Genomic DNA, 21,554 nt, shown 5'->3' on the forward strand with positions numbered 1-21,554 from the left:
GTTGGTTTTAACTTTTTTGTCGCCTATTTTTTTGTAATGATTTTTTTTATTGGGATATTGTCGCCCATAAACTACTAGTAACTATGCGCTCGCCAAATTTATGCTCTACCGATAAGGCCCTTGTTTCAAGGGGTCCGACAATGCCTGCTTTTTTATTCAGGAACCGGCATTGACCGTATTTTGAAGACAGTTTTAATTTCACTTTTCTTATAAACAAACAAATACCTAAATACGCTCTAATGATCAGCTGTTACGTGATCGGTGAACTTTCCACCGTAGAATCACTCTGTACTTATATTACCGATTATCCACTTACAACGCTCAGAGGCTATTCGGTTCAGCGGCCCGAACGTTTTGATGCGGTATATTCCCTAAGGCCGGATATCGTTTTCATCGATTCTGCACTTGCCGGTGGGCAGGATAACTGGCTGGAAAGGATCAGGCAATTCTCTTCTGTTGTACTTGTATCCCCCGGAACAGAACAGGCATTTGCCGCCTTTGAACATTTCGCATTCGATTACCTGATCAAACCGGTACCCTTTAACCGGTTTGTCAAAAGCATTAACAAATTTGAGCACTTGGCCCAATTGGTCAGCTTGGTGAACCTCCAGGTTAGGATACCCGCTATCGATTCTTTTTTTATCAAGGCCGATTCAAAAGGATTCAAAGAAGTGCTCATTAAATGCGAACAGCTAATTTACATACAGGCCATGCAGAATTATGTTGTACTGCACATGGAAAACAACCAGCGTTTTTCCTGTCACAATTCGATGAAGGAAATGGAAGATACCCTTTGCGGACCCTCGTTCAGCAGGATCCACAAATCATTTATCATAAATGATGAAAAAATTACCTCCATTGAAGGCAATATCCTGATCATGAACGGCAACGAAAATGAGAAGCTCCCCATTGGAAACACCTACCGTAAAGCTTTTTACGAGAAAAAAGCACAAAAGATGATCAGGAAGCAAAAAACAGGCGTGCAGCTGGAACCCTATTCCAGGTTGGCCTTGTGGCTGTTATACACGGGTATGGCAGCTGGCATGGCACTGGTGTCGGCTGAAATTTTTATACAGGTGTAACATGCAGAACAAAATACTTTTGATCGGGTTAATGACCCTTGTGATGGGCTGTAGTGAATTTATAGAACCTTCGATCAGTGATCGGGGGATCGAAGTGCTTGCGCCGGCCAACAGGTTGGAAAGCAACAGCTATCAGCAAACCTTTTGGTGGAACCCGGTTGCAGATGCACTTTACTACCGGCTACAGGTTGTCTCACCGCACTTCGACAGTGTAGCCAGGCTGGTACTGGATACGCTCATCAACAAAGATAAATTTACCTACACCCTTGATCCGGGAAAATACGAATGGAGGGTAAGGGCAGAGAATGGCAGCAGCACCGGCATGTATGCGAACAGGATGCTGACCATTTACCCTTCAACCCTGAGCGACCAGATACTGCAGCTAAGCCTTCCAGCTACCGGAATGGCCGTATCCAGGCCACAGGTCAGGTTTGAGTGGCTCAAACTCTTCGGCGCTGCCAACTACCGACTACAGGTAGACCGGAACAATTTTCAGGATGAAAAGAATATGGACCTCAATATTACTACTGAAAACCTTTCTTTTCTGCATACCTTAACTGCTGAGGGAAGTTACCAGTTTAGGGTAAGGGCCGAAAATCCAAGCCAAAACTCAAAATGGAGTACCGTAAGAACAATTGTTTTTGATACAACCGGACCTGAAAAGCCGCAATTGAGTACGCCACTGAACAAGCAAGCGGTGACCGCTCCAGTTCGGCTGGTTTGGAACAAAATATCCGATGCAGAAAAATATGAGGTTTGGGTCTATAAAAGCGATGGGGAGACACCTTACAGCTCTGCTTATCCAAAAAGTGTTACGGCAACCGAGATCAGTTTTGATGGTGGCAATCCAGGCGAAACTGTAACGTGGAGGGTAAGGGGCTTTGACCGAGCTGGAAACATGGGCACCTTTAGTGAGATGAGAACCTTTACAGTGCAATAAATCAGATGAAGAAAGAAAAGGGAACAACCTATCTTTTAATCTGCGCCGTGGCAGTGGTATGGGGTATCATCTTTTACAGGGTGTTTTCGGGCATGGCCGCAGAAGATATTGGCCCCATTCCTCAGCAGGCAGTTAAGAAAACCTATTTTAACCTGGTTGATCATGCCCGGGACACGGTTATACTCGATCTTTCTTACAGTGACCCCTTTTCAAAAGGATACACCGCAGTTGCAGCCGAAAATGTTTTAACTGAACAGCCCATATTGACCCGGCCCACTCCTGTATTGGCAAAACCGAGAACCGACTGGTCGGGAATTGTATACATCGGACAGCTTTACAATGCAGCGCAGTGCAGGCACGTAGCCATTATCAATGTAAAGGGCAGGGAGATTATGCTCACAGAAGGCCAGAGTGGTGGCGAACTAAAGTTCATTAGGCGTGTGGGTGATTCAGTCAAGGTAGAATATGGTGGCGAGAGCCGTTATTTATCAATTAAGTAAATGAAATTTTTATATATAACCTTATTGCATTTGGCGGTGTTCAGTGTAGCCGCCATGGCGCAGCACACCACTGACTATTTTGATGTAGACAGTTATAGCCACACGCTTCACCTCGATGGGTACAAATCGGTTTTCCGGGTGCGCCCGCCAAAGAAGGGATCAAAACCGGCAGAAAAGGATGTGAAGTACGCCTGGTTCGGTGGCAACAGCATTAATTGGACCCAGGGCGGCTATAGCGGGAAACTGCTGGATGGGCCATATCAGGAATTTTATCAGAACAAGGCCTTAAAGGCTCAGGGAAATTTCCAAATGGGCCTTAAATCCGGCGAGTGGAAAAGCTGGAACAAACAGGGGACTATAGATTCGGTAGTCCACTATTTGCATGGGAGGATGGACGGCCGGTTTGAAAAATATGGCCCAAATGGATTGCTGTTGGAAAAGGGAAAATACAGGAACGGGCTTATCAATGGAAAACTGGAAAGGCACGTATCCCCAGATAGTGTACGCATTACGCGCTATAAAAGTGGAAAGCCCGTTCCCCAAAAGCCATTTTTTGCGAAAACCTGGATCAACAGGATATTTAAGAAAGGCAAAAAACAGCAGAATCCTGCTTCCCTGAGGTGAGGATATAAGCTTAGTATAGCAATGAATTACCAGTGCACCCAATGGAATGTCCACCAGCTACAAATGGAAATTGTTTACCCTATTCACCAGCGTGTTTTATGCTAAGGGCGGGGGCACTGTATTTTGCAGTTATCTCTGCGTTTTTAATTGCGGTAATCTGCGCGTCGCTGATCATGGTTGCTGCCTATTACCGGGAAGGAAACTTAAAAGAACGGCGTAGGGTACGCTTGGAGCGTAATATGTCCTCTGCAATTGGATATGTACTTAAATCTAAGGAGAAAATTACGGCCGGTAAGCAGAGTATAGATCTGCTGGGGGAAGGCAAAGATAGTGTAGAAATAGATTGCTCTTATTGGGGTGTTTTTCCACTTTCGGTTATCCGCGCATTTACCTCATCGGATACGCTGAGCCGTGTTTTTTTGATGGGGATGGATCCTGGGAAAGACCAGGTTGCCCTTTACCTGAGCGATGAAGACCGGCCATTGTCGGTGAGCGGGGATACGAGGATTTTCGGAGATGCAGTGGTGCCCAGATCAGGGATGCGCAGATCCTACGTGGAGAACAGGTCGTACTCGGGTACCCAATTGGTTTATGGAAAGGTTATGGAAAGCGGAAAAACACTGACTCCGCTGGATAAGGACCTGATTGCGGCGATAAATCGTGAACTGGACAAAAGTGTTTCAGGAATGGTAACCCTCCCTTATGGAAATCTGGATATCCCATTTTTGAAAGCGACAAAAATATTTGCTGTCCCAGGGGGGGCAAAGCTAAGTGGTATGCTATCGGGAAAACTTGTGCTTTACTCGGATACCACAATAATAATTACCGGCCAGGCCCGCTTAGAGAACACGGTGGTATACGCAAGGAGCATTAGGGTAGAGGAAGGTTTCAGGGGCAGCTGTCAGCTTTTTGCACGCGACTCCATTACCCTGGGGGATAGGACCATATTGGATTATCCTTCAGTACTGGGACTGGTGGCGAAAGAGAAAATGGTAGATCAGTCAAAGATAACCATCGGAAAGGATGTGATTGTTTCAGGCAGCGTTTTCAGTTATGAACCCAAAAGAACGCCGCTCCAGACCATGGTCAGCCTTTCCGACCGCGCAAAGATCAAGGGTGAACTTTATTCTACAGGCATCATTAAACTGGCCAAAGGCGCTGAGGTGGAGGGAAAAACCTCCTGCAACCGCTTTGTGATGCAGACCCCTACAACCTTATACGAAAACTTTTTGGTAGATGTGCTGCTAAACAGAAAGGGCAGAGACAGGCATTACCTCTCTCCGCAGGTATTCAAGGCATCCGGCAATGAAAAAAAAATACTGCTATGGTTAAACTGATAAAGGAGAAAATAGAGGCTTCTACGCTTGTGGAAGTACTCATTGCGATGGTGGTTATCATGGTGGCTTTTACTATTGCTATCGGTGTGTTCAGCAATGTGCTAAAAGGCGGTATTTCAATCAAAAAGCTGCAGGTACAGGCGCAGATGGAAGTGCTCGTTAAACAGGTCGGCACAGAAGGACTGGATGAGAGCGAAATATTGCAGATTGATAGTGTATCCTATGAAATGGTCCGCATGGAAAGCGGAATCGCAGGAATGTACAGGCTGAGCATAAGGGCCAGCGAGCAGGGTAGGTTACTGGACAGTATAAAGGTTTTGCTAAACGATGATCGGAGAAAAGAACAGGATTAATGCCTATACCCTAATGGAGGTAGCCGTAGCCATGTTGCTCGCCGCAATATGCATCAGTATCTGTTATTCGGCCTACAGCCTGATAGGGAGCTACTTCGGCGATTTTGAGCTCAGGAACAAAAATGCACAGGATATCCTGACCCTCGAAACTACGTTGGCACGCGATTTAGACAAAGGGCATTATATTGTTCGTACCGATGATGGGATAGCGGTAAAGCAGGACAGCCTGACCATCAGCTACCGCTTTAATGGTGCAAAGATTGTTAGAGATGCCTTGGGCTTGCGTACAGACAGTTTTGACCTGGCGGCAACAGAGGCTTATTTCCGCTTTGAAGGCAGCGCGGCAGCGTTGGGAGATACTGTTGACCACATAAATCTGGTACTTCAGCTGGAAAAGGGCGCAAGGATCCCCCTGGTATTAAAGAAAAATTATAGCTCACAGGATTTATTCAGATAATATGCCCACAGTTGATATATCCGGATACGGAAAAAAAAGAAAAGCCGCTAAGCACACACCGAAAGCCGGCATCTCCAGTTTATTGGCAAAGGATATTTCTTTTGGAAACGGGCAGCTGAGCGACCGGAAGAAAGAAGCTTTCTATAATGAGCTGGGCACGCTGATCCGTTCGGGGATCGATATCCGTTCTGCACTCGAGCTGACGGCGGGCTCTTACACCCAAAAAAAAGATGTGGCACTTTTTGATTCCATCCAGGCACAGGTAATCGGCGGAAAATCGCTATCTGAAACCATGCAGGCTGAAGTGAAATTCAGCGCCTATGAGTTTTACAGTGTCCGTATCGGAGAGGAAACAGGCAGGCTTGCAGAGGTACTTGGAGAACTGGCCAAATATTATAAAGCTAAGATCAGTCAGCGCAGGAAGATTATTGGCGCAATTACCTATCCGCTATTGGTATTGGCCACTTCTTTTGCTGCTGTGTTTTTCATGATCAAATTCGTAGTGCCCATGTTTGCCGATGTATTTTTGCGTTTCGGGGGCAAACTGCCTTATCTAACCTCACTTATCGTGAGCTTCTCAGCCTGGTTCGACCGTTACATCTTTTTTTTACTGGGATTTGTTCTGGTCTTGGTTACCATCGTCATGGCCAGCAGGCAAAAACTTTGGTTCAAGCAGTACAGTGCGCTGGTTTTGTTGCGGATACCCGTTATTGGAGAGATTACCAGAAAAATCTATCTGGCACGTTTTGCCAACACCATGAGGCTGCTTACCGAAACCAATACACCTTTATTGCAGGCCATGGATCTGGTTGGACAGATGATTACCTTCTATCCGGTAGAGCAATCTCTTAAAATGGCCAAGGCCGATATTCTTCTGGGCAGTAGCCTGTCTATGGCACTCTCAAAATATCCATTTTATCCGGCTAAATTCATCCAGATGATCCGTATCGCAGAGGAAGTAAACAAACTGGAACATTTTTTTGAACAGCTCTCCGAACAGTATACTGAAGAGGTAGAGTATAAAACCAATGCCATTAGCGGGCTTTTGGAACCGCTGATCATTATTTTTCTGGGCCTGGTAGTTGGGGTAATCCTGATAGCGATGTACCTGCCCATGTTCCAGATGAGCAGTACCTTTTGAGGATAAAAACAGAAAAACAGGCTGATGCCTGCTGAAGGTATTTACTCGTGAGGTTAACGAAATGGCCACAAAAATCTGCTGTCAGAAAAATTTCGTCACCTGCAAACGCGTGTTCATGTTAAAATAGGTGCAGTTCGTCAAAAAGATTTTCCGGCATTCTTTTTTTAGCTGATTTTAGTGCGATAGGAGGGCTGTTATCAAGACAGCCTGAAATTACTTTAGCATCAAATTAATTTTATGAAAAATCTAAAAGCGCTCTTTAAGCTTTTTTGCCTCATGGCAATCCTGCTTCAGGCCGGTGTGTCCGGTGCGCAGATCGTCAGCGTCAATCAGTCTTCAGGAGCGGCAGCCATTAACATCCCGATTTATACCCTTAAACGGGGTAAAATTACCGTGCCGATTTCCCTTTTTTACTACGGTAGCGGTGTTCGGGCCAAAGATATTGAGGGCTCGGCCGGAATGAACTGGCAGATTTCGGCTGGAGGTGCGATTACCCGCGAAATGCGCGACGTACCTGACGACCTCGCCGATAACTCGAAAGGATGGCTTTATAATAACAACGCCATCAAAATCAATAATTTCACTATCGCCAACGATGGCAATCAGGGTACCTGTAACGATGAAGGTGCAGACCATAGTTATATCGCCAATAACCTGGGCGATTTATCAGATACCGAGCCCGATGTTTTCAATATCAGTGTTCCGGGGCTTTCCTGCAAGCTTTTTTTTGATGGCAGCCACCAGCCCAAAACCATTCCATACCGCGATATCAAAGTAAGCTATACTACTGATTGGGCCGGTATCGACCAGTTTAAGATCACCAACGATCAGGGACTTACCTATACCTTTGGTATGTCTGAAATGATTGGTAGAAAAGCAGGATCGGCCAACCCAGCTGGTATCCAGTTTTTCAAACGGAAGTATGATGTATCACAGTCGGTAAACTTTAGGAGCAAGTGGTGCCTTACCTCCATAAAAGATAACAATGGCAACGAAATAACCTTTAGGTATGCTCCTTACCAGAACGACTACCGGGTAAGCCGGAAATATTACGGCTTTTATATTGGCAATACCACAACCAAAACCAACCAGTTTTATGTTGAGGATGGGTCGTTTACCTTGATGCTGACCGGAATTGATTACATCACGGATGATGCCATTAATGATATTTCGAAATTTACTTTTACCTATGAATATAATGCGCGGACCTATATGCCGCTGCTGGCCTCAATTTCTGGGCCAGGACGTGGTTGGAACCTGCTTTATGACCAGGCTTACGTACCCAATAGTGAATACCACCGGTATTTCTTAAAAGAGTTTAGGGAAAACTCGGCAGAAAGCGCTATGCGTTACCGTTTCGAATACAACGGCCTTTCGGTGGGTGCCTTACAAAAAGTTTTTACCACTTTGCCCGATTCGAGTTCCAACCAGTTGGACCGTTGGGGATATTACAATGCTTCTCCGGCCAATTCGCTGTTGCCAGAAGTGTTGATCAACCCTGGGACGGCAGGCATGGAAAGGTTCAGGTATGAACAGGTACCTTCCCTTGCAGCGAATTATCCTTACTCGGTGAGTGGAAATTCCCGGGCAGTTTACCCGGCAGCACTGATTACTGGGAGCCTTTCCAAAGTGAGCCTGTTGGATGGTGGCACAACAGAAATTGAATACGAACCCAATACCTATTTCGATCCCCAGGCCGGAGCAGATATGTACGGTAGTGGCATAAGGGTTAAAAAGTTAACGACTTACGACCTGGGCGTTCCCGGCGTACAAAAAGTGGTTAATTATAGCTATACCGATCCGGCTACGGGCCACACGAGCGGTAGAGCTTTATCCTTACCTATATATGCTTTCCTACGGCCTTCGGCACTAACCCTAAACCCTGAATCAGATTGGAAAAATGCCATTGTGCGCTCTGATGAAGATCTTTCGGAGGCCGAAGATGGGGTGATGTACAGTTTCTTCAAAGAAAGCATTGCCGGACAGGGTTATACCACTTCCGAATTTTCACTGCCGGCCACCCATTTCGATCTTAGCGCGGGGCCTGACTGGACAAGGGGGATTACCAATATAGCCGGTTGTAGCGGATCGGGAGGTGTACTGAACAACGACCGCGACCTTTACCCCTTTATACCAAACATGGATGTCAGTTTTGAAAGGGGAATGCCCAGCCGCGAAAGGGTTTATAACGAAGCAGGGCAAAAACTGTTAGAGACTATCTATTCCTTTACCCGGGCCGGCAGTGCACAGTCCATACCAGCCTTTAGGCGCGAATACAATAACGGTATACTGGCCTATGCCAAATACAATGTATTAACCGGTGTTGAAAGTGTGATCCAGCAAAAGCAGGAATTCAGCTTTGATGTGGCCAGCGGCCAGCAAAAGCAGGCTACCACTACCTATGCTTATCAGGGGAACGGGCACATTTACCCAACCAAGGTAGAATCGCAGAATGGCGATGGAAGGGTATTGCGTGTACTTACCAAGTACCTAAAAGATTACGATGCCACTGTGGCCACCGATTCGGCATCATTGGCGATTAAAAGTATGGTCGCGAAGAACATCAATATTCCAATAGAAACCATTAACCAGGTTGAACGCGGCGGGCTAAATAAAACTGTTTCGGCCAGTTTGGCCAGGTTTGCAGTATTTAACCCGGGTGGTGAGCAGCCTGCCAAAACACTTAGCTTCAGGAACGCTGCCGGTGTTACCGATTTTCAGTTTTCCAATATCCAAGCCGGTAATTTTACCAACGATTCCAGGTATTTTGCAACCGCAAATTTTACGGATTATAACTTCTATGGACAGCTGTTATCGGGTAATGATACAAAAGGCCGTTATAACGCAGCCCTTTACGATGATTACTCAAGGTTAACCTTGGCCAATATAGCCAATGCAAGGCATGATGAAGTACTTTACAGCAATTTCGAAGAAGGTAACCTGGCTGGCCTTTGGCCTGAAACTACGGCACAGGGTTCAGCCACAGCGCACAGCGGTTTACAGAGCATTTTTACTAGCCCATCAACAGTATTATCCCGAAATGTAAAGAAAAAGGTGGGTGCCAAATTCTATACTTTATCGGCATGGATCAACACAGGTACAGCTAGCAATTTGCAAGCTACGGTAACCAACCTAAGCACTAGTCAGGTACTGAGCAGTTCGACGGGGATAACCGCCGATGCCAACTGGAAGCATTATCAGTTGCGCATTCCGGTAGAAGCCATGGGCCAGGAGTTTAAGGTGAGGTTATGGGGAGCCACTGCCATGTTGATCGATGATATTGTGTTTAAGCCCGAAGAGGCGAGTGTGCAGGTAAACAATTACGATGCGATTACCGAAAACAAGCTAGCTACGGTATCCGATAATGGCGCCGCAGCCAAATACGATTTCGATTCGGTAAACCGGTTGAAACGGGTATACGATCGGGATGGCAACCTGGTGCAGAAAACAACTTATATTTTGGGTACCAACCAAGATCAGTTTGCACCTGTTTTCTCTATGAATGAGGATCAGGTGGTAAATGAAGCGGTATACCTTTCAATATCCAGCTATCCTATATTCAACGGGGATGGTTTAACCTATACCTGGAATTTTGGCGATGGAAGCCCAACAGTGGTTTCTTCCAGTCCCTTTGGTGTAGTACATACTTATACCCAGGTCGGCAATTACTCCGCAAGTGTGACCAAATCCTCACCTTATTACGGTTCGGTTACCGTAACTCAGAATATAAGGGTTTCTTTGCCAGCGGTATCCAATACTAAGCTATACTCCAGTTCAGGCGATATGATGCTTACTTTCTATCAGAACGGCCAGATTGTGCAGCAGTTTTCTCAGAGCCAGTTTAGTTCCGGAACGGCAAATGTTGGACCTGGTGCCTATACCATCAGGGTAGGAGTTTCCTCTTCTCCATACAGTGGTTCAAATCCTTATGGCTATAGAAGTATACAGTTTGTGGCTAAAGGGCCTAACAACACCAATATTGTTGCTAGCTGTCTTTCTTCACAACCGGGTTTAAACATTTATGAATTTTATTTAGACCTTACTGGAAAAGAAAGCCTAACAATCGGTACAGATACACAGATCTGCGTACCACCCTCAGTTGAATAAAAGCCTCTATCTAAATTAAAGACAATGAAAAGATATTTATCCCACTTACTGCTGTTATGGTGCAGCATGTTAATTGGCATATCCACAAGCTATGCACAGCATAAATCATTTGTGCAGCAGGAAATCGTTAAAGTGCCAGGTGTTTTTACCGAAGCACAGTTAAGCGGTTTAAGTACAGCACAAAAACAGGTAACCCGTACATATACCGATGGTTTTGGCAGAGCACAACAGGTAATTGCTGTAGGCGGTAGCCCTAATGGTAAAGACCTCGTTCAGCACAGAAGTTACGATAATATGGGGCGCGAAAGCATAGGCTATCTGCCTTATGCCTCGGCAAATAACAATGGGGCCTTTAGGGCGAATGCCTTAGGGGAGCAGACCTCTTTTTACAATACCAGCGGCCAAAAAACAGCTACCGATGCCAATCCTTTTTCGCAGCAGCTGTTCGAGAACAGTCCTTTACAGCGCGTTCTGAGACAGGGTAGCGTCGGCGCAGGCTTTCAGCCGGGCGAGCACGATAAAATACTGGCTTATGGTACCAATACCAATGCCGAAACTGTACGCAGGTGGCAGCCCGATGGTAGCGATGCAGGTACCTGGCCAGTAGGAACCTTAAATGTGACTACAATTACGGACGAAAGTGGCGCAAAGGCTGCCGTTTACACCGATGCTGCCGGGCAAACTATACTTAAAAGGCAATGGTTTGGGCAGGGCGGGGTAAGCTGGCTCAACACCTATTATGTTTACGATGACCTGGGCCAATTGCTTTTTATCATTCCGCCAAAGGCCACGGCATTTATGGAAACGGTTGGGAATTATAGCCTGGTGCAAACGGAACTGGCCAAATTAATTTTTAGCTATGTATACGATGAAAAAGGAAGGCCAATAGCGAGGACAGTTCCTGGTGGTACACCTGTTTATATGGTGTATGACCGCATGGACCGCATGATACTGGTTCAGGATGGAAACCTGCGTGCACAGGGTAAATGGAACTACATTAAGTACGATAGCCGACAAACCCCCATCAGTCAGGGGATTTATACCGATGGCAATAGCCGTGCAGCATTACAGGCCTATGTATTGGGCTTAAATTATAGCAATGGTTATTTTGAGGTGCGTAATGGCGATGCGGCCACCGGCTATTACAGTAACAACACCTTCCCTACAGTAAACCTAGAGCCACTGGCCTACAGTTATTTTGATGATTATGACCTGGACGGTAATGGCGCTGCAGATTTTGCTTTTCAGGCCCAGGGGCTTGGCGAGGGGCAGGTCTCCGAGAACATTGCCGGCCTGCCTACGGTGGTACGTAAACGTACCGTAGGTAATGGCCTGTCCAATATCTGGCTGAGCAGTGTAATGTTTTACGACCGGAAAGGGCAGTTGATACAAACACGGAGCAATAACCAGTTAGATGTAAACCTGGCCTCGGTTAAAACCTTTGTACGTGATTTTACAGGTAAAACTACACTGACTAAAATAAGCCACTCGGCAGCGACAACCGTAACTATACAAACAGCCTATGCCTTTGACCACATGGACCGCCTGAAAACTGTTGATGAAAGTTACAACGGTGCTGCTGCCATACGGGTAGCCGCTTATGAGTACAACGAGCTGGGGCAGTTGGTAGATAAAAAACTGCACAGTACCAATGGAGGGGGCAGCTACCTGCAATCGGTAGATTACCGCTACAACATTAGGGGGCAGTTAACCAGTTTGAACAACAGTACACTTACTGTTGATAGCAGGAACGACGATGCCAATGATGTTTTTGGCCTAGAGCTGCTTTACGAGCAAACTGATGGCAGTTTAGGAAATACCGGCTATTATAATGGGCTGCTATCTGCCGTTAAATGGAAAACCAATGCTCCGGGCGTTACCAATAGCAACGAAAGAAGTTACCGTTTTAATTACGATGCCCTACTTAGGCTCACTGCGGCGAATTATGCCGACCGTGCAGCGGGGAATGGCTGGGGCAGTATAGGTGCTTTTGATGAAAAAAATATCAGTTACGACCTGAACGGAAATATATTATCTTTACAGCGCAATGCGATATTGAACGGCAATATTACCGCGGTTGACGATTTGACTTACAGTTATGATGGTAACAGGCTGAATAATGTAAGCGATGGTTCTGGCGGGAATTATAATGTGTTTGGTTTCAAGAACCTGACAGGATCGGCCGATGCTTATAACTATGCCGACAATGGCAATTTGATGGCCGATACCAAAAAAGGGCTGGCGCTAACTTATAACGTGTTAAACCGTACCGAGCGGGTTACCATTACGAACGCTGCTGGCCGCTATATTGATTATACATATGGTGCGGATGGTGCCTTGATCCGTAAGCAGGCAATTGATAATGGCAGCCTGGTCAAGACAACCGATTACATTGACGGCTTTGTTTATGAGAACGGTATACTGGCCTATTTTGGCAGCAGCGGAGGAAGGGTAAGGAATAATTCGGGCAGCTTAAAACCGGAATACATTATCCAGGATCAGCAGGGCAATGCGCGGGTGAGCTTTGAAGAGCAGAACGGTGTGGCCGTGGTAAGGCAGGAGAATAGCTATTACCCTTTTGGTTTAAGCATGCCGGGCAATACGCTGCCCACAGCAGCTAACAAAAAACTGTACAACGGCGGTGCCGAATGGCAGGATGATTTTGGCGATATGCCAGATTTGCAGCAAACCTTTTACCGGATGTACGATCCGGCTTTAGGGCGTTTTATTGCGGTCGATCCGATTGCCGAAGCGAGCGAAAGTTTAACTGGTTATCAGTATGCACTGAATAATCCGGTCATTTTCAATGATCCATTGGGTGACAAGGCCGCTAATACCGTCACTGGTCAATATGCAGATTTTTGGAATAGTGCTCTTTCTTATACAAAAGGATATGGCGCTTCTTGGAACTCTGAATCTGGCTTTAGCGCCTTTGGATCTAGTCTAGAGGGCTTTACGAAAGGTGCTGGTCTCATGAGCGAGAATGGCACTTGGGGTATGAATGGCTGGGCACAAGATTATGAATCGGCTGCTCAAGCTTTTTACGACAAAACAGGTACCCTTGCATTACAGCCTGATAAATATGGTTACATTGTCACAGGCTTTTATTTTCGGGATGGTCAGGGTAAGCCAATTATAAAAAATGGCGTAAGTGGAGAGTATTCAAGAATATTCGTCGGAAAAGAAAAAAACACTCGGCGACCGGCAGGAAGTGAAAAAGAGGGAATTGACAAGCGTGGGGCAATTGACGCGACAATTGGAATTATTGGTGGTGTAGCAGAAGTTATCTTGGGAGTAGGTGGTGAGGCATTCACAGCAGGGATTAGCACAGCCATGATTATCGATGGGGTTTACAGAATTGGGATGAATACTGCCCGATTAACAGCATATTTAACCGCAAACAAAGAAGTTGGTAATGCCTTACCAAGTAATCTGGGAGGAATGGTTGGGAAATTAATAGATCGTGGGAAGTTTTCGGAGGTCGGGAAAATGCAAATAGCCTTAGGTGCAACTAACGACATAGCAACATTTTTTATGACAGGCGGCAATGGAAGTGCATGGGAATTATTATTGAGAAGCCCCAATTCTTTGAATGGAGCTGCTTCATTGGTTGGTATTACATCAAATTTATATACAGTTGGAAATTATGGAAACTGGGGACAAAAATAAAATAGTCAAATCTAATTCACAATTCACTAATTGGATTAATGCACTACAAAAAAATGCTATTTTAGAAGTAGTTTTTGGGATTTGTTTTGGATTGTTTATGCAGTACGCAATTTTTATAAATACTAGAAATAATACTCTATCGATTTTGTTGTCAATCGCTATTTCGGTTGCGGTTATTATTTACATTTATGGCAGAACATTGTTTAGAGGGAAAGTTATTAGTCATACAGTTAATGAAGTTATTGTGACAAGTGATAAACTTATTTTGACTACATATCCCGTTAAACTACTTTGGTTTCTGAAATGGAAGTCTGTAACTGAAGAATTGGACCTTGCGCATTTGTCTTTTACTGAATCAGAATATCCATTTATAGATAAGGATCGAATAAATTCAAAAGCAATAATGTTGAATGTAGATGGAGTTAACTTCTATGTTTTAAGGGAGGCTTTAGACTTAAGTGAAATTCTTGCATTTCAGCATTGATAAGGCAAGCAAATAAGGGAGATTTGTAAATGATAGCTTGTGCTGTGTTTTTGACCGGTCGAGCTGTTGGGACAGCAGAGATGTTGAGGTTCTGCTGTTCCATTGATCTTGAAGGTGCTTACTCTTGGAGCTCAAATAGGTGTTTATTCGGATGTATTAAGTAATGGAGGTGACAGCAAATAAAAAATATACGCTAATGGCAAATAGCAAAAGTGAACTATTTTATCATAAATGGAAAAAAGATGCGGAACAAAGTGTTTTTATTGCTGCACCAATTGTATTGATAATCTGTTTGACTTGTTTTACCCTCATTATAGGGATTTCAATCAAGCTCCTTTTAATCGTATTGCTGCCATTAGTTGCTATTTTTACAGGTTTGGTCTATAGTCCTCTTTTCCTAAGAAAAAAATATATCAATGGTATGGTGAAAAAAATGCATTTTGAGAATCAGATCATTAGCGTTGAAACTTATGGTTGGTTTAAATACAAACCAATATGTGCTTCTTTTACAGAAACCACCTTTCGACTTAATCAACAGTTCGATAATCCTTTCTTTAAAGAAAAAGCAGTTTGGGTATTGAAGATGTCAGACATCGGTAATGTTGATCTGTATATCGTAGAAGATTTTTTTGACGATGCTTTAAAATCTTTATTGTGCAAAATAGGGTGAAATAGTTTAGTTTTTTTATCTGAAAGCTTCTAAGATAATGGAGAACATAACTTACGAAATTAATAAAAACCGGAAAGCGTTTTATGAAGAATGACTTAAGGAAACAAGACATGGGTTAGTTTTCTATGTACCAGTTTTTTTATTGTTTTACTTAGGAATAGGTTTGGTAATTTATGGACTAAATTTAAAGTTTATCTTAATTTCGATCTTTCCCATTGTATTAATAACAACTGCTTTTATAGTGCCATACTTTTCAAGAAAGAAATATTTTACAAACATGGCTAAGCGTATTAATGGAGAATGAAACGCTCTTAATTGAAACCCATAAATGGTTTAGCATAGCGCCTACAACGAAATCAGTTTTGGTTAAGCACGCAGATGTGAGTGTCTCCGAAAACATTCCGTTTTTTAAGGATAAAAAGGTTTATTCATTAAAAATCGGTCATCATGACATAGCACCTATTTATTTGGTTGCTGAATTTTTTGATGATCTTGAGCAGATATCCGCATTGAAAACAGAAAGCTGAAATTTCGGATGAACTTTTATCTTTAGAACAGGTTTGTTCAGATTTCCTTAGATCAAGGGGCTAAAATCCGGGCGCACACTTTGGATTGAAATCCGGTGTCTACCATGCCTGAAATCACCACATATGCTCCAGATTCTGGCTCAAAGTCGGTACAAAGATTGGTGAAGGACAAGAAACTACTAAAGCACGTGAAAAACACTTGATGTGGCACGTACATTAATTCTAGCTATCTTAAAAAATGAATTTAAAGGAGAATTACTATTATTTATTTTACAAGTTGTTTAAATTTGGGGAATGGTCCCCGTCGGTTTTTCCAAGTGACTTTACAGCTACTTTGGCGATAATTTTTTTAGAATTATCTGCTCTAGCCTCCTTTAAAATATATTATAAATTTTTTTACCGTGACTATTATGTCGATTTCTTTTCTTTTCAAGAACTGATACCATTGATTTGCATAATTTTAGTGAATTATTTTGCATTCGTGCACGATCAAACGTGGAAAAAGTATTTTAAGAAATTTGAGAACCTGCCTAAAGAAAAAAATTCAGAAGGGACTTTGAAGGTGGCACTAGTCATTTTTATTTTATTGATCAATTTCGCTTTTTCCCTATACGTTATTGGAAGAATAAATGGTTTTTATTAACTGATTGCAGTTTTAAAATTGGCTTTCGATTAACTTTACTGGAAATATTGCAACATTCCATATTAAAAGAATTCAAGGATTAGATAAGAAGGCAGCAGGTATACTTGTTAACTAGTTATATCATAGAAATGGTTAAGATTGACAAAATAAACTGACATGGGGGCGAAAGATTTTCAAGCACAATTTTTGGAGGTGATCAATAATCCCACAAATAAAATACACTTTAACTTAAAAGGGGTAACTAGCTCTTAGGGCGCGATTCCAGAAGGAGCAAAAGGTTAAGGGGGCAAGCAGAGCAACAAGTTGGAAGCTATATGAACTTTATTCTAACCCTGGTGCGTTAGAACGGACTATTTTTTAAAATGGGGGCAAGATCGTTCCTAATCCATTTCACTAAATAAAGAATTATGAAAACTAATATTTTTAAATCATATAGATATTTTACAACCTTTGATATAAAAATTAGTCATGGGCAATTGCTTTTACGATCTCAAAAAAATGAAAATTATTCTCATAATATTGATGTTATTTTCTTTAATACGGTCTATATGCAATTATTTAATAGGCTTAACGGGATTTGCATTGAAATAGCTGATGAGAATAAAATTTTAGAATATGATTCGGTTTCTAGCTATCTAAGTAGTGAAAATAATTACTTGTTTGAAATTACAAGTGGCTTAGAAAAGTACTATGTAGCAGCCTCATTTGTAAAAGTATTCGAGAACGAATTAGATTTTAACGAAACTAGTTTAACTTTTGGAAATGAGGGTAAAACAAAAGAGATTGCTACGAGTCTTATCGATTAATCCAAAATTTCTCATAATCTGTGTATTTCAAAGAAACTGACCACCTCGTTTCGGGCCAAACTGCAGCCAATTTGATTGCCGGGCTATAGCCTAAATGTCTTGTCCTGAAATAGCTTGTCATTAAAAACTGAAAAATGGCCAAGGCCGATATTCTTCTGGGCAGTAGCCTATCTATAGCACTCTCAAAATATCCATTTTATCCGGCTAAATTCATCCAGATGATCCATATCGCAGAGGAAGTAAAGAAACTGGAACATTTTTTTGAACAGCTCTCCGAACAGTATACTGAAGAGGTAGAGTATAAAACCAATGGCATTAGCGGGCTTTTGGAACCGCTGATCATTATTTTTCTGGGCCTGGTAGTTGGGGTAATCCTGATAGCGATGTACCTGCCCATGTTCCAGATGAGCGGTGCCTTTTAAGGATAAAAACAGAAAAACAGGCTGATGCCTGCTGAAGGCATTCACTCGTGAGGTTAACGAAATGACCACAAAAATCTGCTGTCAGAAAAATTTCGTCACCTGCAAACGCGTGTTCATGTTAAAATAGGTGCAGTTCGTCAAAAAGATTTCTCACTCTGGTAGTTACTATCTACTTTGATCAAAAAAAGTTTAGTCGTTTATCGAATCATTGAACGGAATCGGAAAGAATAATATGTTATCATCTAAAATTAAGCTCACTCAAAGATTTAATCCATTTTTAAAGCAGATGACCTCATTACGCATTGCTTTGCTGGGTTCACTATTATCGCTATTGTGCTATGACACGTCTTTTTCGCAAACAAAATCGCTGATGGACGAATCTAGGCCTTTAACTCCTTCGGCATTTGAATATCTAAAATATACCGATTTGCCTGTCGGGAAATATACAGGGGTTGCTGAGATATCTGTGCCGCTATACCAGATCGAAGATGATGGGGTCAAATTGCCAATCAATTTGTCCTACCATAGTGGTGGTATAAGGGTGAGTGAAGAGTCTGGGGAGGTGGGTCTTGGTTGGAGTATGCCTTTCGGCAGCATTGTACAGATAGTAAATGATTTGGATGATTTGAATTCAAATTTTGGAAAAGCATCGGCTGACTATGTGGGTTCTACCATCCCCACAGAATTGCCGTATCGTTGGGATTGGCCTATACAATCATATGGATCCGGGCCAACGTTACCCGTAAACCAGCCTTTACCCAACTATGCGTTCCCAATAGCAACTGGAGGGTACTACCCTAAAGACGGAAATTACGACCCTCAAAGTTTTTTAACTTCCTCTTATTCAGATTCAGAGCCTGATGTGTTTAAAGCCAATTTCTTTGGCCACAGCGTTAATTTTATTTTTGACCGGAAAGATAATAATAGAATCCAGGTGTTAAATCAGTTGGGGTATACTGTTGAGTATCTCAGTAATGGGGGGTTTTCTATAACAATTCCAAATGGTGAAATTTATTCCTTTGTGTTAAAAAATCCTGGAAGTACTTTGACTTATTCCACGATTAATATTTTGGGTGGGTCTTATGGTGGAGGCACTTATCTTAATCCTGGAAATACATCTGCCACATGGGTTTTAACGGGTATTAAGACCAGAAATAAACATGATATTACCATTAATTATATAAAAACTGATGTAGCTAAAATGTTTCCACAGTTTTCTCAAACTTGGAAAAAGGTCACTGAAACCGGCGTAGGCATCTACTATAATACAATGAAATTTCTGGCACTTAGTGGCACCTTGCCCGACACTCATGCAGAAGGTATGCTTACTTCAAATAGAAGTGAGCAGTCCGAGTCCTATGTAATCCCATCCTCGATAGTTTTCTCCAATGGCAGAGTTGATTTTTACTCATCTGAAAGACTTGATAGGTTGGGAGGGAGGAAAATTGATAATATACGGATAAGCTCGCAAGAAATAGTAAGAAATATTAATCTGAATTATAGTTATTCAAATTCACAGCCTATTGGAGGTGGTGGGTTCAGCTATGACAATAGTATTTTCGGAAATACCGCGTTTTTGCGTTTAAAACTAACTTCGGTTATGGATGGAAAGGGGGGCACATATATTTTCAACTATGATACTCAGCCCTTGCCAGCTAAGAACTCTTTTGCCCAGGACCAATGGGGTTTTTACAATGGAGAACTTGGTAATACTTCTCTAATCCCTAATCCAACGCAGTACCTCAAACCCTCACTTGGAAATAACGGTAATAATCATTCAGCTGTTTTGCCGTTCGCCAGGGCCGAAACATTAACCCAGATTATTTACCCAACAGGTGGTAGTGCAAATTTTGAATATGAGCTTAATACCTTTGATAATTACTGGGTTCCCGATTATGAAACGAACACCAATACGACTTCGAAGGGTTGTGGTTTAAGGGTAAAATCAGTTACGCATAGAAATGAAGTTGGATCAATTTACCAGAAGCATCTATATTCTTACATTGGAGGAAAGGCCCTATTGCCGATAAACTTATATCGTAATTTCTCAGATAGCTATATATCTGCGCTACAGAACGGTCCAGAAGCGAATGCTCAGGTCACTTCCTATTTTAGCGAAGAACTAAACGGAAACGGATATTATTCAGCTTCAACCGTTAGCGACGTTAACGGTGTTGGATACGACCAGGTAACTGATAGATTGGTTGATGAGCAAGGGACAGACTTAGGGTTTACGACGACAGATTTCCATAATTATCCCAATACCCTTCCTTCAACCAGCGTCCAGTATATGAGTAAGGTAGCGATCAGTGTTCCAGCCATTGAAAATCGTACTTTACCGAAAACCGGCCTTGAAAAATCAGTCAAAATTTATAATCAACAGGGAGTTTTGAAGAAAAAGATCACAACCGAGTACCAAAATCAATGGACACAGTTCTTCTATGGATTGAGGGTATCTGATTATCGTGGCTATTATTATGTCTATGTTGATGCTACGAATAATTCAAAAGTTTGGGGATCCCAGCCCCAACACATGGTTGCCATATATCCGATTTACGATTTTATATCTAATCCATCCCGAGTCAACGAAGTAGAATACTTTGATACAGACAGTCTAAAAAAATCCTCTTTGTATAGCTATAATTATAAAAATTTGTTAAGTGCTGTGACCACAGATTATAAGGGGATGAGGAGAACAAATTCTTATCGGTATTTGGCTGATGAGGCATTCTTCAATCCGCTTTACGCAAATATCGCTGCTCAGGGAAGGATATCGGATCCGATATCAATTGGCGAAGAGACGAGTTATCCAAATGTCACTGCCAACGGTGTAACAGCATCTAAGACCTTGACATACAATTACCGTCAAGATGGGAACTTTTTTGTTAAAAGTTCTGAAACACACTATACCGGTGACGTAATAAATACCAGAACGTTTGACCGATATGATGACAAAGGAAATTTACTGCAGTTTACAGAGAAAGGAAAAACTACGAGCTTAATTTGGTCTTATAACCAGAATTATATGGTGGGTATGGTTGAAAATGCGACATATGGTACCCTTGAAAATATACTCGGCGCTAGCAATTTAACTTCTTTCGCAACAGCAATGCCTACTACACATTGGGGCGTAAATAATTTTCTCGCTCCACTGAACTATGATTCCCGCACAAAAAATTCCCTAATCAATACTTTTTCATATAGACCATTAATAGGGATTAGTACCATGACAGATTCTAAGGGAATGACTGTTTTTTACGATTACGATAACCTACAACGGTTAAAGGTAATTAAAGATCAAGATGGAAATATCGTTAAACAATTTGACTACCACTATAAACAACCATAAAAATGAATAAAACCATATTTACTGCACTGCTGGCGATAATTCTGATGGGCTTGGCCCAGAAAGGCTCTGCACAAACCAAAGAAGCTGTCCAGAAGCGGGATCAACGCAATCATTACCGTAAGACCTTACAGATAGACTCAACTAAAGCAGAGCTCGTGCTTCAGATCCAGGGGGACTATAAAAAAGGAATATCGGCAATTGAGGCAGACTCAAGTTTGACCGATGCTGGCAGAAGGACAAAAATTGACCTTATGATCCATGAAAAAAACAGACGCTTAAAGGCGATATTAAATCCTGTACAGCAGTCAAAACTTATACCAACTACTGAAAGGGGTGATGCAAAGCAATTTAACCGCTAATTTTATTATCTGTCAACCTATAGTAAGCTAATGCAATGAAATCTATTTACCGCTCTGTATACCCGACGCTAAGGTACCTGTGTA

17 protein-coding genes are annotated in these 21,554 nt (G+C 42.6%); all 17 read left to right on the top strand.

Annotation, left to right across the window (positions count from 1 at the left end):
- Positions 1 to 239: 239 nt before the first annotated feature.
- The 17 genes from ACS5PU_RS02180 to ACS5PU_RS02260 all read left to right on the top strand — a co-directional run bounded on the left by ACS5PU_RS02180 (position 240) and on the right by ACS5PU_RS02260 (position 21,470).
- On the top strand, positions 240 to 1,082 hold the full coding sequence (locus ACS5PU_RS02180; RefSeq protein WP_439457624.1) for a LytR/AlgR family response regulator transcription factor: 843 nt from the start codon (positions 240 to 242) through the stop codon (positions 1,080 to 1,082).
- A 1-nt stretch (position 1,083) separates the two neighbouring features.
- Positions 1,084 to 2,022 carry a hypothetical protein gene (locus ACS5PU_RS02185; protein ID WP_439457625.1) on the top strand — a complete coding sequence of 313 codons (939 nt, stop codon included), beginning with the start codon at positions 1,084 to 1,086 and terminating at the stop codon, positions 2,020 to 2,022.
- Between the two features lie 5 nt (positions 2,023 to 2,027).
- Entirely contained in the window at positions 2,028 to 2,522 is a 495-nt protein-coding gene (locus ACS5PU_RS02190) for a hypothetical protein (protein ID WP_439457626.1), read from the top strand.
- On the top strand, positions 2,523 to 3,146 hold the full coding sequence (locus ACS5PU_RS02195; protein WP_439457627.1) for a toxin-antitoxin system YwqK family antitoxin: 624 nt from the start codon (positions 2,523 to 2,525) through the stop codon (positions 3,144 to 3,146).
- A 98-nt stretch (positions 3,147 to 3,244) separates the two neighbouring features.
- Positions 3,245 to 4,483 (top strand): hypothetical protein, encoded by a 1,239-nt coding sequence (locus tag ACS5PU_RS02200; RefSeq protein WP_439457628.1) that lies wholly within the window; start codon positions 3,245 to 3,247, stop codon positions 4,481 to 4,483.
- A complete protein-coding gene (locus tag ACS5PU_RS02205; protein WP_439457629.1) occupies positions 4,471 to 4,836 on the top strand; it encodes a type II secretion system protein in 366 nt (121 codons plus the stop codon). Before ACS5PU_RS02200 ends, ACS5PU_RS02205 begins: the two co-directional genes overlap by 13 nt.
- Complete coding sequence (locus tag ACS5PU_RS02210; RefSeq protein ID WP_439457630.1) at positions 4,811 to 5,293, top strand: hypothetical protein; 483 nt, start codon at positions 4,811 to 4,813, stop codon at positions 5,291 to 5,293. Before ACS5PU_RS02205 ends, ACS5PU_RS02210 begins: the two co-directional genes overlap by 26 nt.
- A 1-nt stretch (position 5,294) precedes the next feature.
- Positions 5,295 to 6,434 carry a type II secretion system F family protein gene (locus tag ACS5PU_RS02215; protein ID WP_439457631.1) on the top strand — a complete coding sequence of 380 codons (1,140 nt, stop codon included), beginning with the start codon at positions 5,295 to 5,297 and terminating at the stop codon, positions 6,432 to 6,434.
- 276 nt (positions 6,435 to 6,710) lie between these two features.
- The gene (locus ACS5PU_RS02220; RefSeq protein WP_439457632.1) at positions 6,711 to 10,541 is read left to right on the top strand and encodes a PKD domain-containing protein; all 3,831 of its coding nucleotides are present in this window, start codon (positions 6,711 to 6,713) and stop codon (positions 10,539 to 10,541) included.
- Between the two features lie 24 nt (positions 10,542 to 10,565).
- Positions 10,566 to 14,210 (top strand): DUF6443 domain-containing protein, encoded by a 3,645-nt coding sequence (locus tag ACS5PU_RS02225; RefSeq protein ID WP_439457633.1) that lies wholly within the window; start codon positions 10,566 to 10,568, stop codon positions 14,208 to 14,210.
- Positions 14,188 to 14,694, top strand: coding sequence for a hypothetical protein (locus ACS5PU_RS02230; RefSeq protein WP_439457634.1), 507 nt, complete (start codon positions 14,188 to 14,190; stop codon positions 14,692 to 14,694). The genes ACS5PU_RS02225 and ACS5PU_RS02230 overlap by 23 nt, the downstream gene beginning before the upstream one ends.
- Positions 14,695 to 14,890: 196 nt before the next feature.
- Positions 14,891 to 15,364: a hypothetical protein gene (locus ACS5PU_RS02235; protein ID WP_439457635.1), complete on the top strand. Its 474-nt coding sequence runs from the start codon at positions 14,891 to 14,893 to the stop codon at positions 15,362 to 15,364.
- 293 nt (positions 15,365 to 15,657) lie between these two features.
- On the top strand, positions 15,658 to 15,891 hold the full coding sequence (locus ACS5PU_RS02240) for a hypothetical protein (protein ID WP_439457636.1): 234 nt from the start codon (positions 15,658 to 15,660) through the stop codon (positions 15,889 to 15,891).
- Between the two features lie 1,050 nt (positions 15,892 to 16,941).
- Entirely contained in the window at positions 16,942 to 17,340 is a 399-nt protein-coding gene (locus ACS5PU_RS02245; RefSeq protein WP_439457637.1) for a hypothetical protein, read from the top strand.
- A gap of 134 nt (positions 17,341 to 17,474) precedes the next feature.
- Positions 17,475 to 17,762 (top strand): type II secretion system F family protein, encoded by a 288-nt coding sequence (locus ACS5PU_RS02250; protein WP_439457638.1) that lies wholly within the window; start codon positions 17,475 to 17,477, stop codon positions 17,760 to 17,762.
- A gap of 232 nt (positions 17,763 to 17,994) precedes the next feature.
- Positions 17,995 to 21,111, top strand: coding sequence for a hypothetical protein (locus ACS5PU_RS02255; RefSeq protein ID WP_439457639.1), 3,117 nt, complete (start codon positions 17,995 to 17,997; stop codon positions 21,109 to 21,111).
- 2 nt (positions 21,112 to 21,113) lie between these two features.
- Positions 21,114 to 21,470 carry a hypothetical protein gene (locus ACS5PU_RS02260; protein WP_439457640.1) on the top strand — a complete coding sequence of 119 codons (357 nt, stop codon included), beginning with the start codon at positions 21,114 to 21,116 and terminating at the stop codon, positions 21,468 to 21,470.
- Positions 21,471 to 21,554: the final 84 nt, after the last annotated feature.

It is taken from the genome of Pedobacter sp. GSP4 (assembly GCF_051857575.1).
Classification (GTDB): domain Bacteria; phylum Bacteroidota; class Bacteroidia; order Sphingobacteriales; family Sphingobacteriaceae; genus Pedobacter.

What these genes read in the sequence shown, in the direction of transcription:
- ACS5PU_RS02180 (WP_439457624.1), top strand. Translation starts at nt 240, where the DNA reads ATGATCAGCTGTTACGTGATCGGTGAACTTTCCACCGTAGAATCACTC.
- ACS5PU_RS02185 (WP_439457625.1), top strand. Translation starts at nt 1,084, where the DNA reads ATGCAGAACAAAATACTTTTGATCGGGTTAATGACCCTTGTGATGGGC.
- ACS5PU_RS02190 (WP_439457626.1), top strand. Translation starts at nt 2,028, where the DNA reads ATGAAGAAAGAAAAGGGAACAACCTATCTTTTAATCTGCGCCGTGGCA.
- ACS5PU_RS02195 (WP_439457627.1), top strand. Translation starts at nt 2,523, where the DNA reads ATGAAATTTTTATATATAACCTTATTGCATTTGGCGGTGTTCAGTGTA.
- ACS5PU_RS02200 (WP_439457628.1), top strand. Translation starts at nt 3,245, where the DNA reads ATGCTAAGGGCGGGGGCACTGTATTTTGCAGTTATCTCTGCGTTTTTA.
- ACS5PU_RS02205 (WP_439457629.1), top strand. Translation starts at nt 4,471, where the DNA reads ATGGTTAAACTGATAAAGGAGAAAATAGAGGCTTCTACGCTTGTGGAA.
- ACS5PU_RS02210 (WP_439457630.1), top strand. Translation starts at nt 4,811, where the DNA reads ATGATCGGAGAAAAGAACAGGATTAATGCCTATACCCTAATGGAGGTA.
- ACS5PU_RS02215 (WP_439457631.1), top strand. Translation starts at nt 5,295, where the DNA reads ATGCCCACAGTTGATATATCCGGATACGGAAAAAAAAGAAAAGCCGCT.
- ACS5PU_RS02220 (WP_439457632.1), top strand. Translation starts at nt 6,711, where the DNA reads ATGGCAATCCTGCTTCAGGCCGGTGTGTCCGGTGCGCAGATCGTCAGC.
- ACS5PU_RS02225 (WP_439457633.1), top strand. Translation starts at nt 10,566, where the DNA reads ATGAAAAGATATTTATCCCACTTACTGCTGTTATGGTGCAGCATGTTA.
- ACS5PU_RS02230 (WP_439457634.1), top strand. Translation starts at nt 14,188, where the DNA reads ATGGAAACTGGGGACAAAAATAAAATAGTCAAATCTAATTCACAATTC.
- ACS5PU_RS02235 (WP_439457635.1), top strand. Translation starts at nt 14,891, where the DNA reads ATGGCAAATAGCAAAAGTGAACTATTTTATCATAAATGGAAAAAAGAT.
- ACS5PU_RS02240 (WP_439457636.1), top strand. Translation starts at nt 15,658, where the DNA reads ATGGAGAATGAAACGCTCTTAATTGAAACCCATAAATGGTTTAGCATA.
- ACS5PU_RS02245 (WP_439457637.1), top strand. Translation starts at nt 16,942, where the DNA reads ATGAAAACTAATATTTTTAAATCATATAGATATTTTACAACCTTTGAT.
- ACS5PU_RS02250 (WP_439457638.1), top strand. Translation starts at nt 17,475, where the DNA reads ATGGCCAAGGCCGATATTCTTCTGGGCAGTAGCCTATCTATAGCACTC.
- ACS5PU_RS02255 (WP_439457639.1), top strand. Translation starts at nt 17,995, where the DNA reads ATGTTATCATCTAAAATTAAGCTCACTCAAAGATTTAATCCATTTTTA.
- ACS5PU_RS02260 (WP_439457640.1), top strand. Translation starts at nt 21,114, where the DNA reads ATGAATAAAACCATATTTACTGCACTGCTGGCGATAATTCTGATGGGC.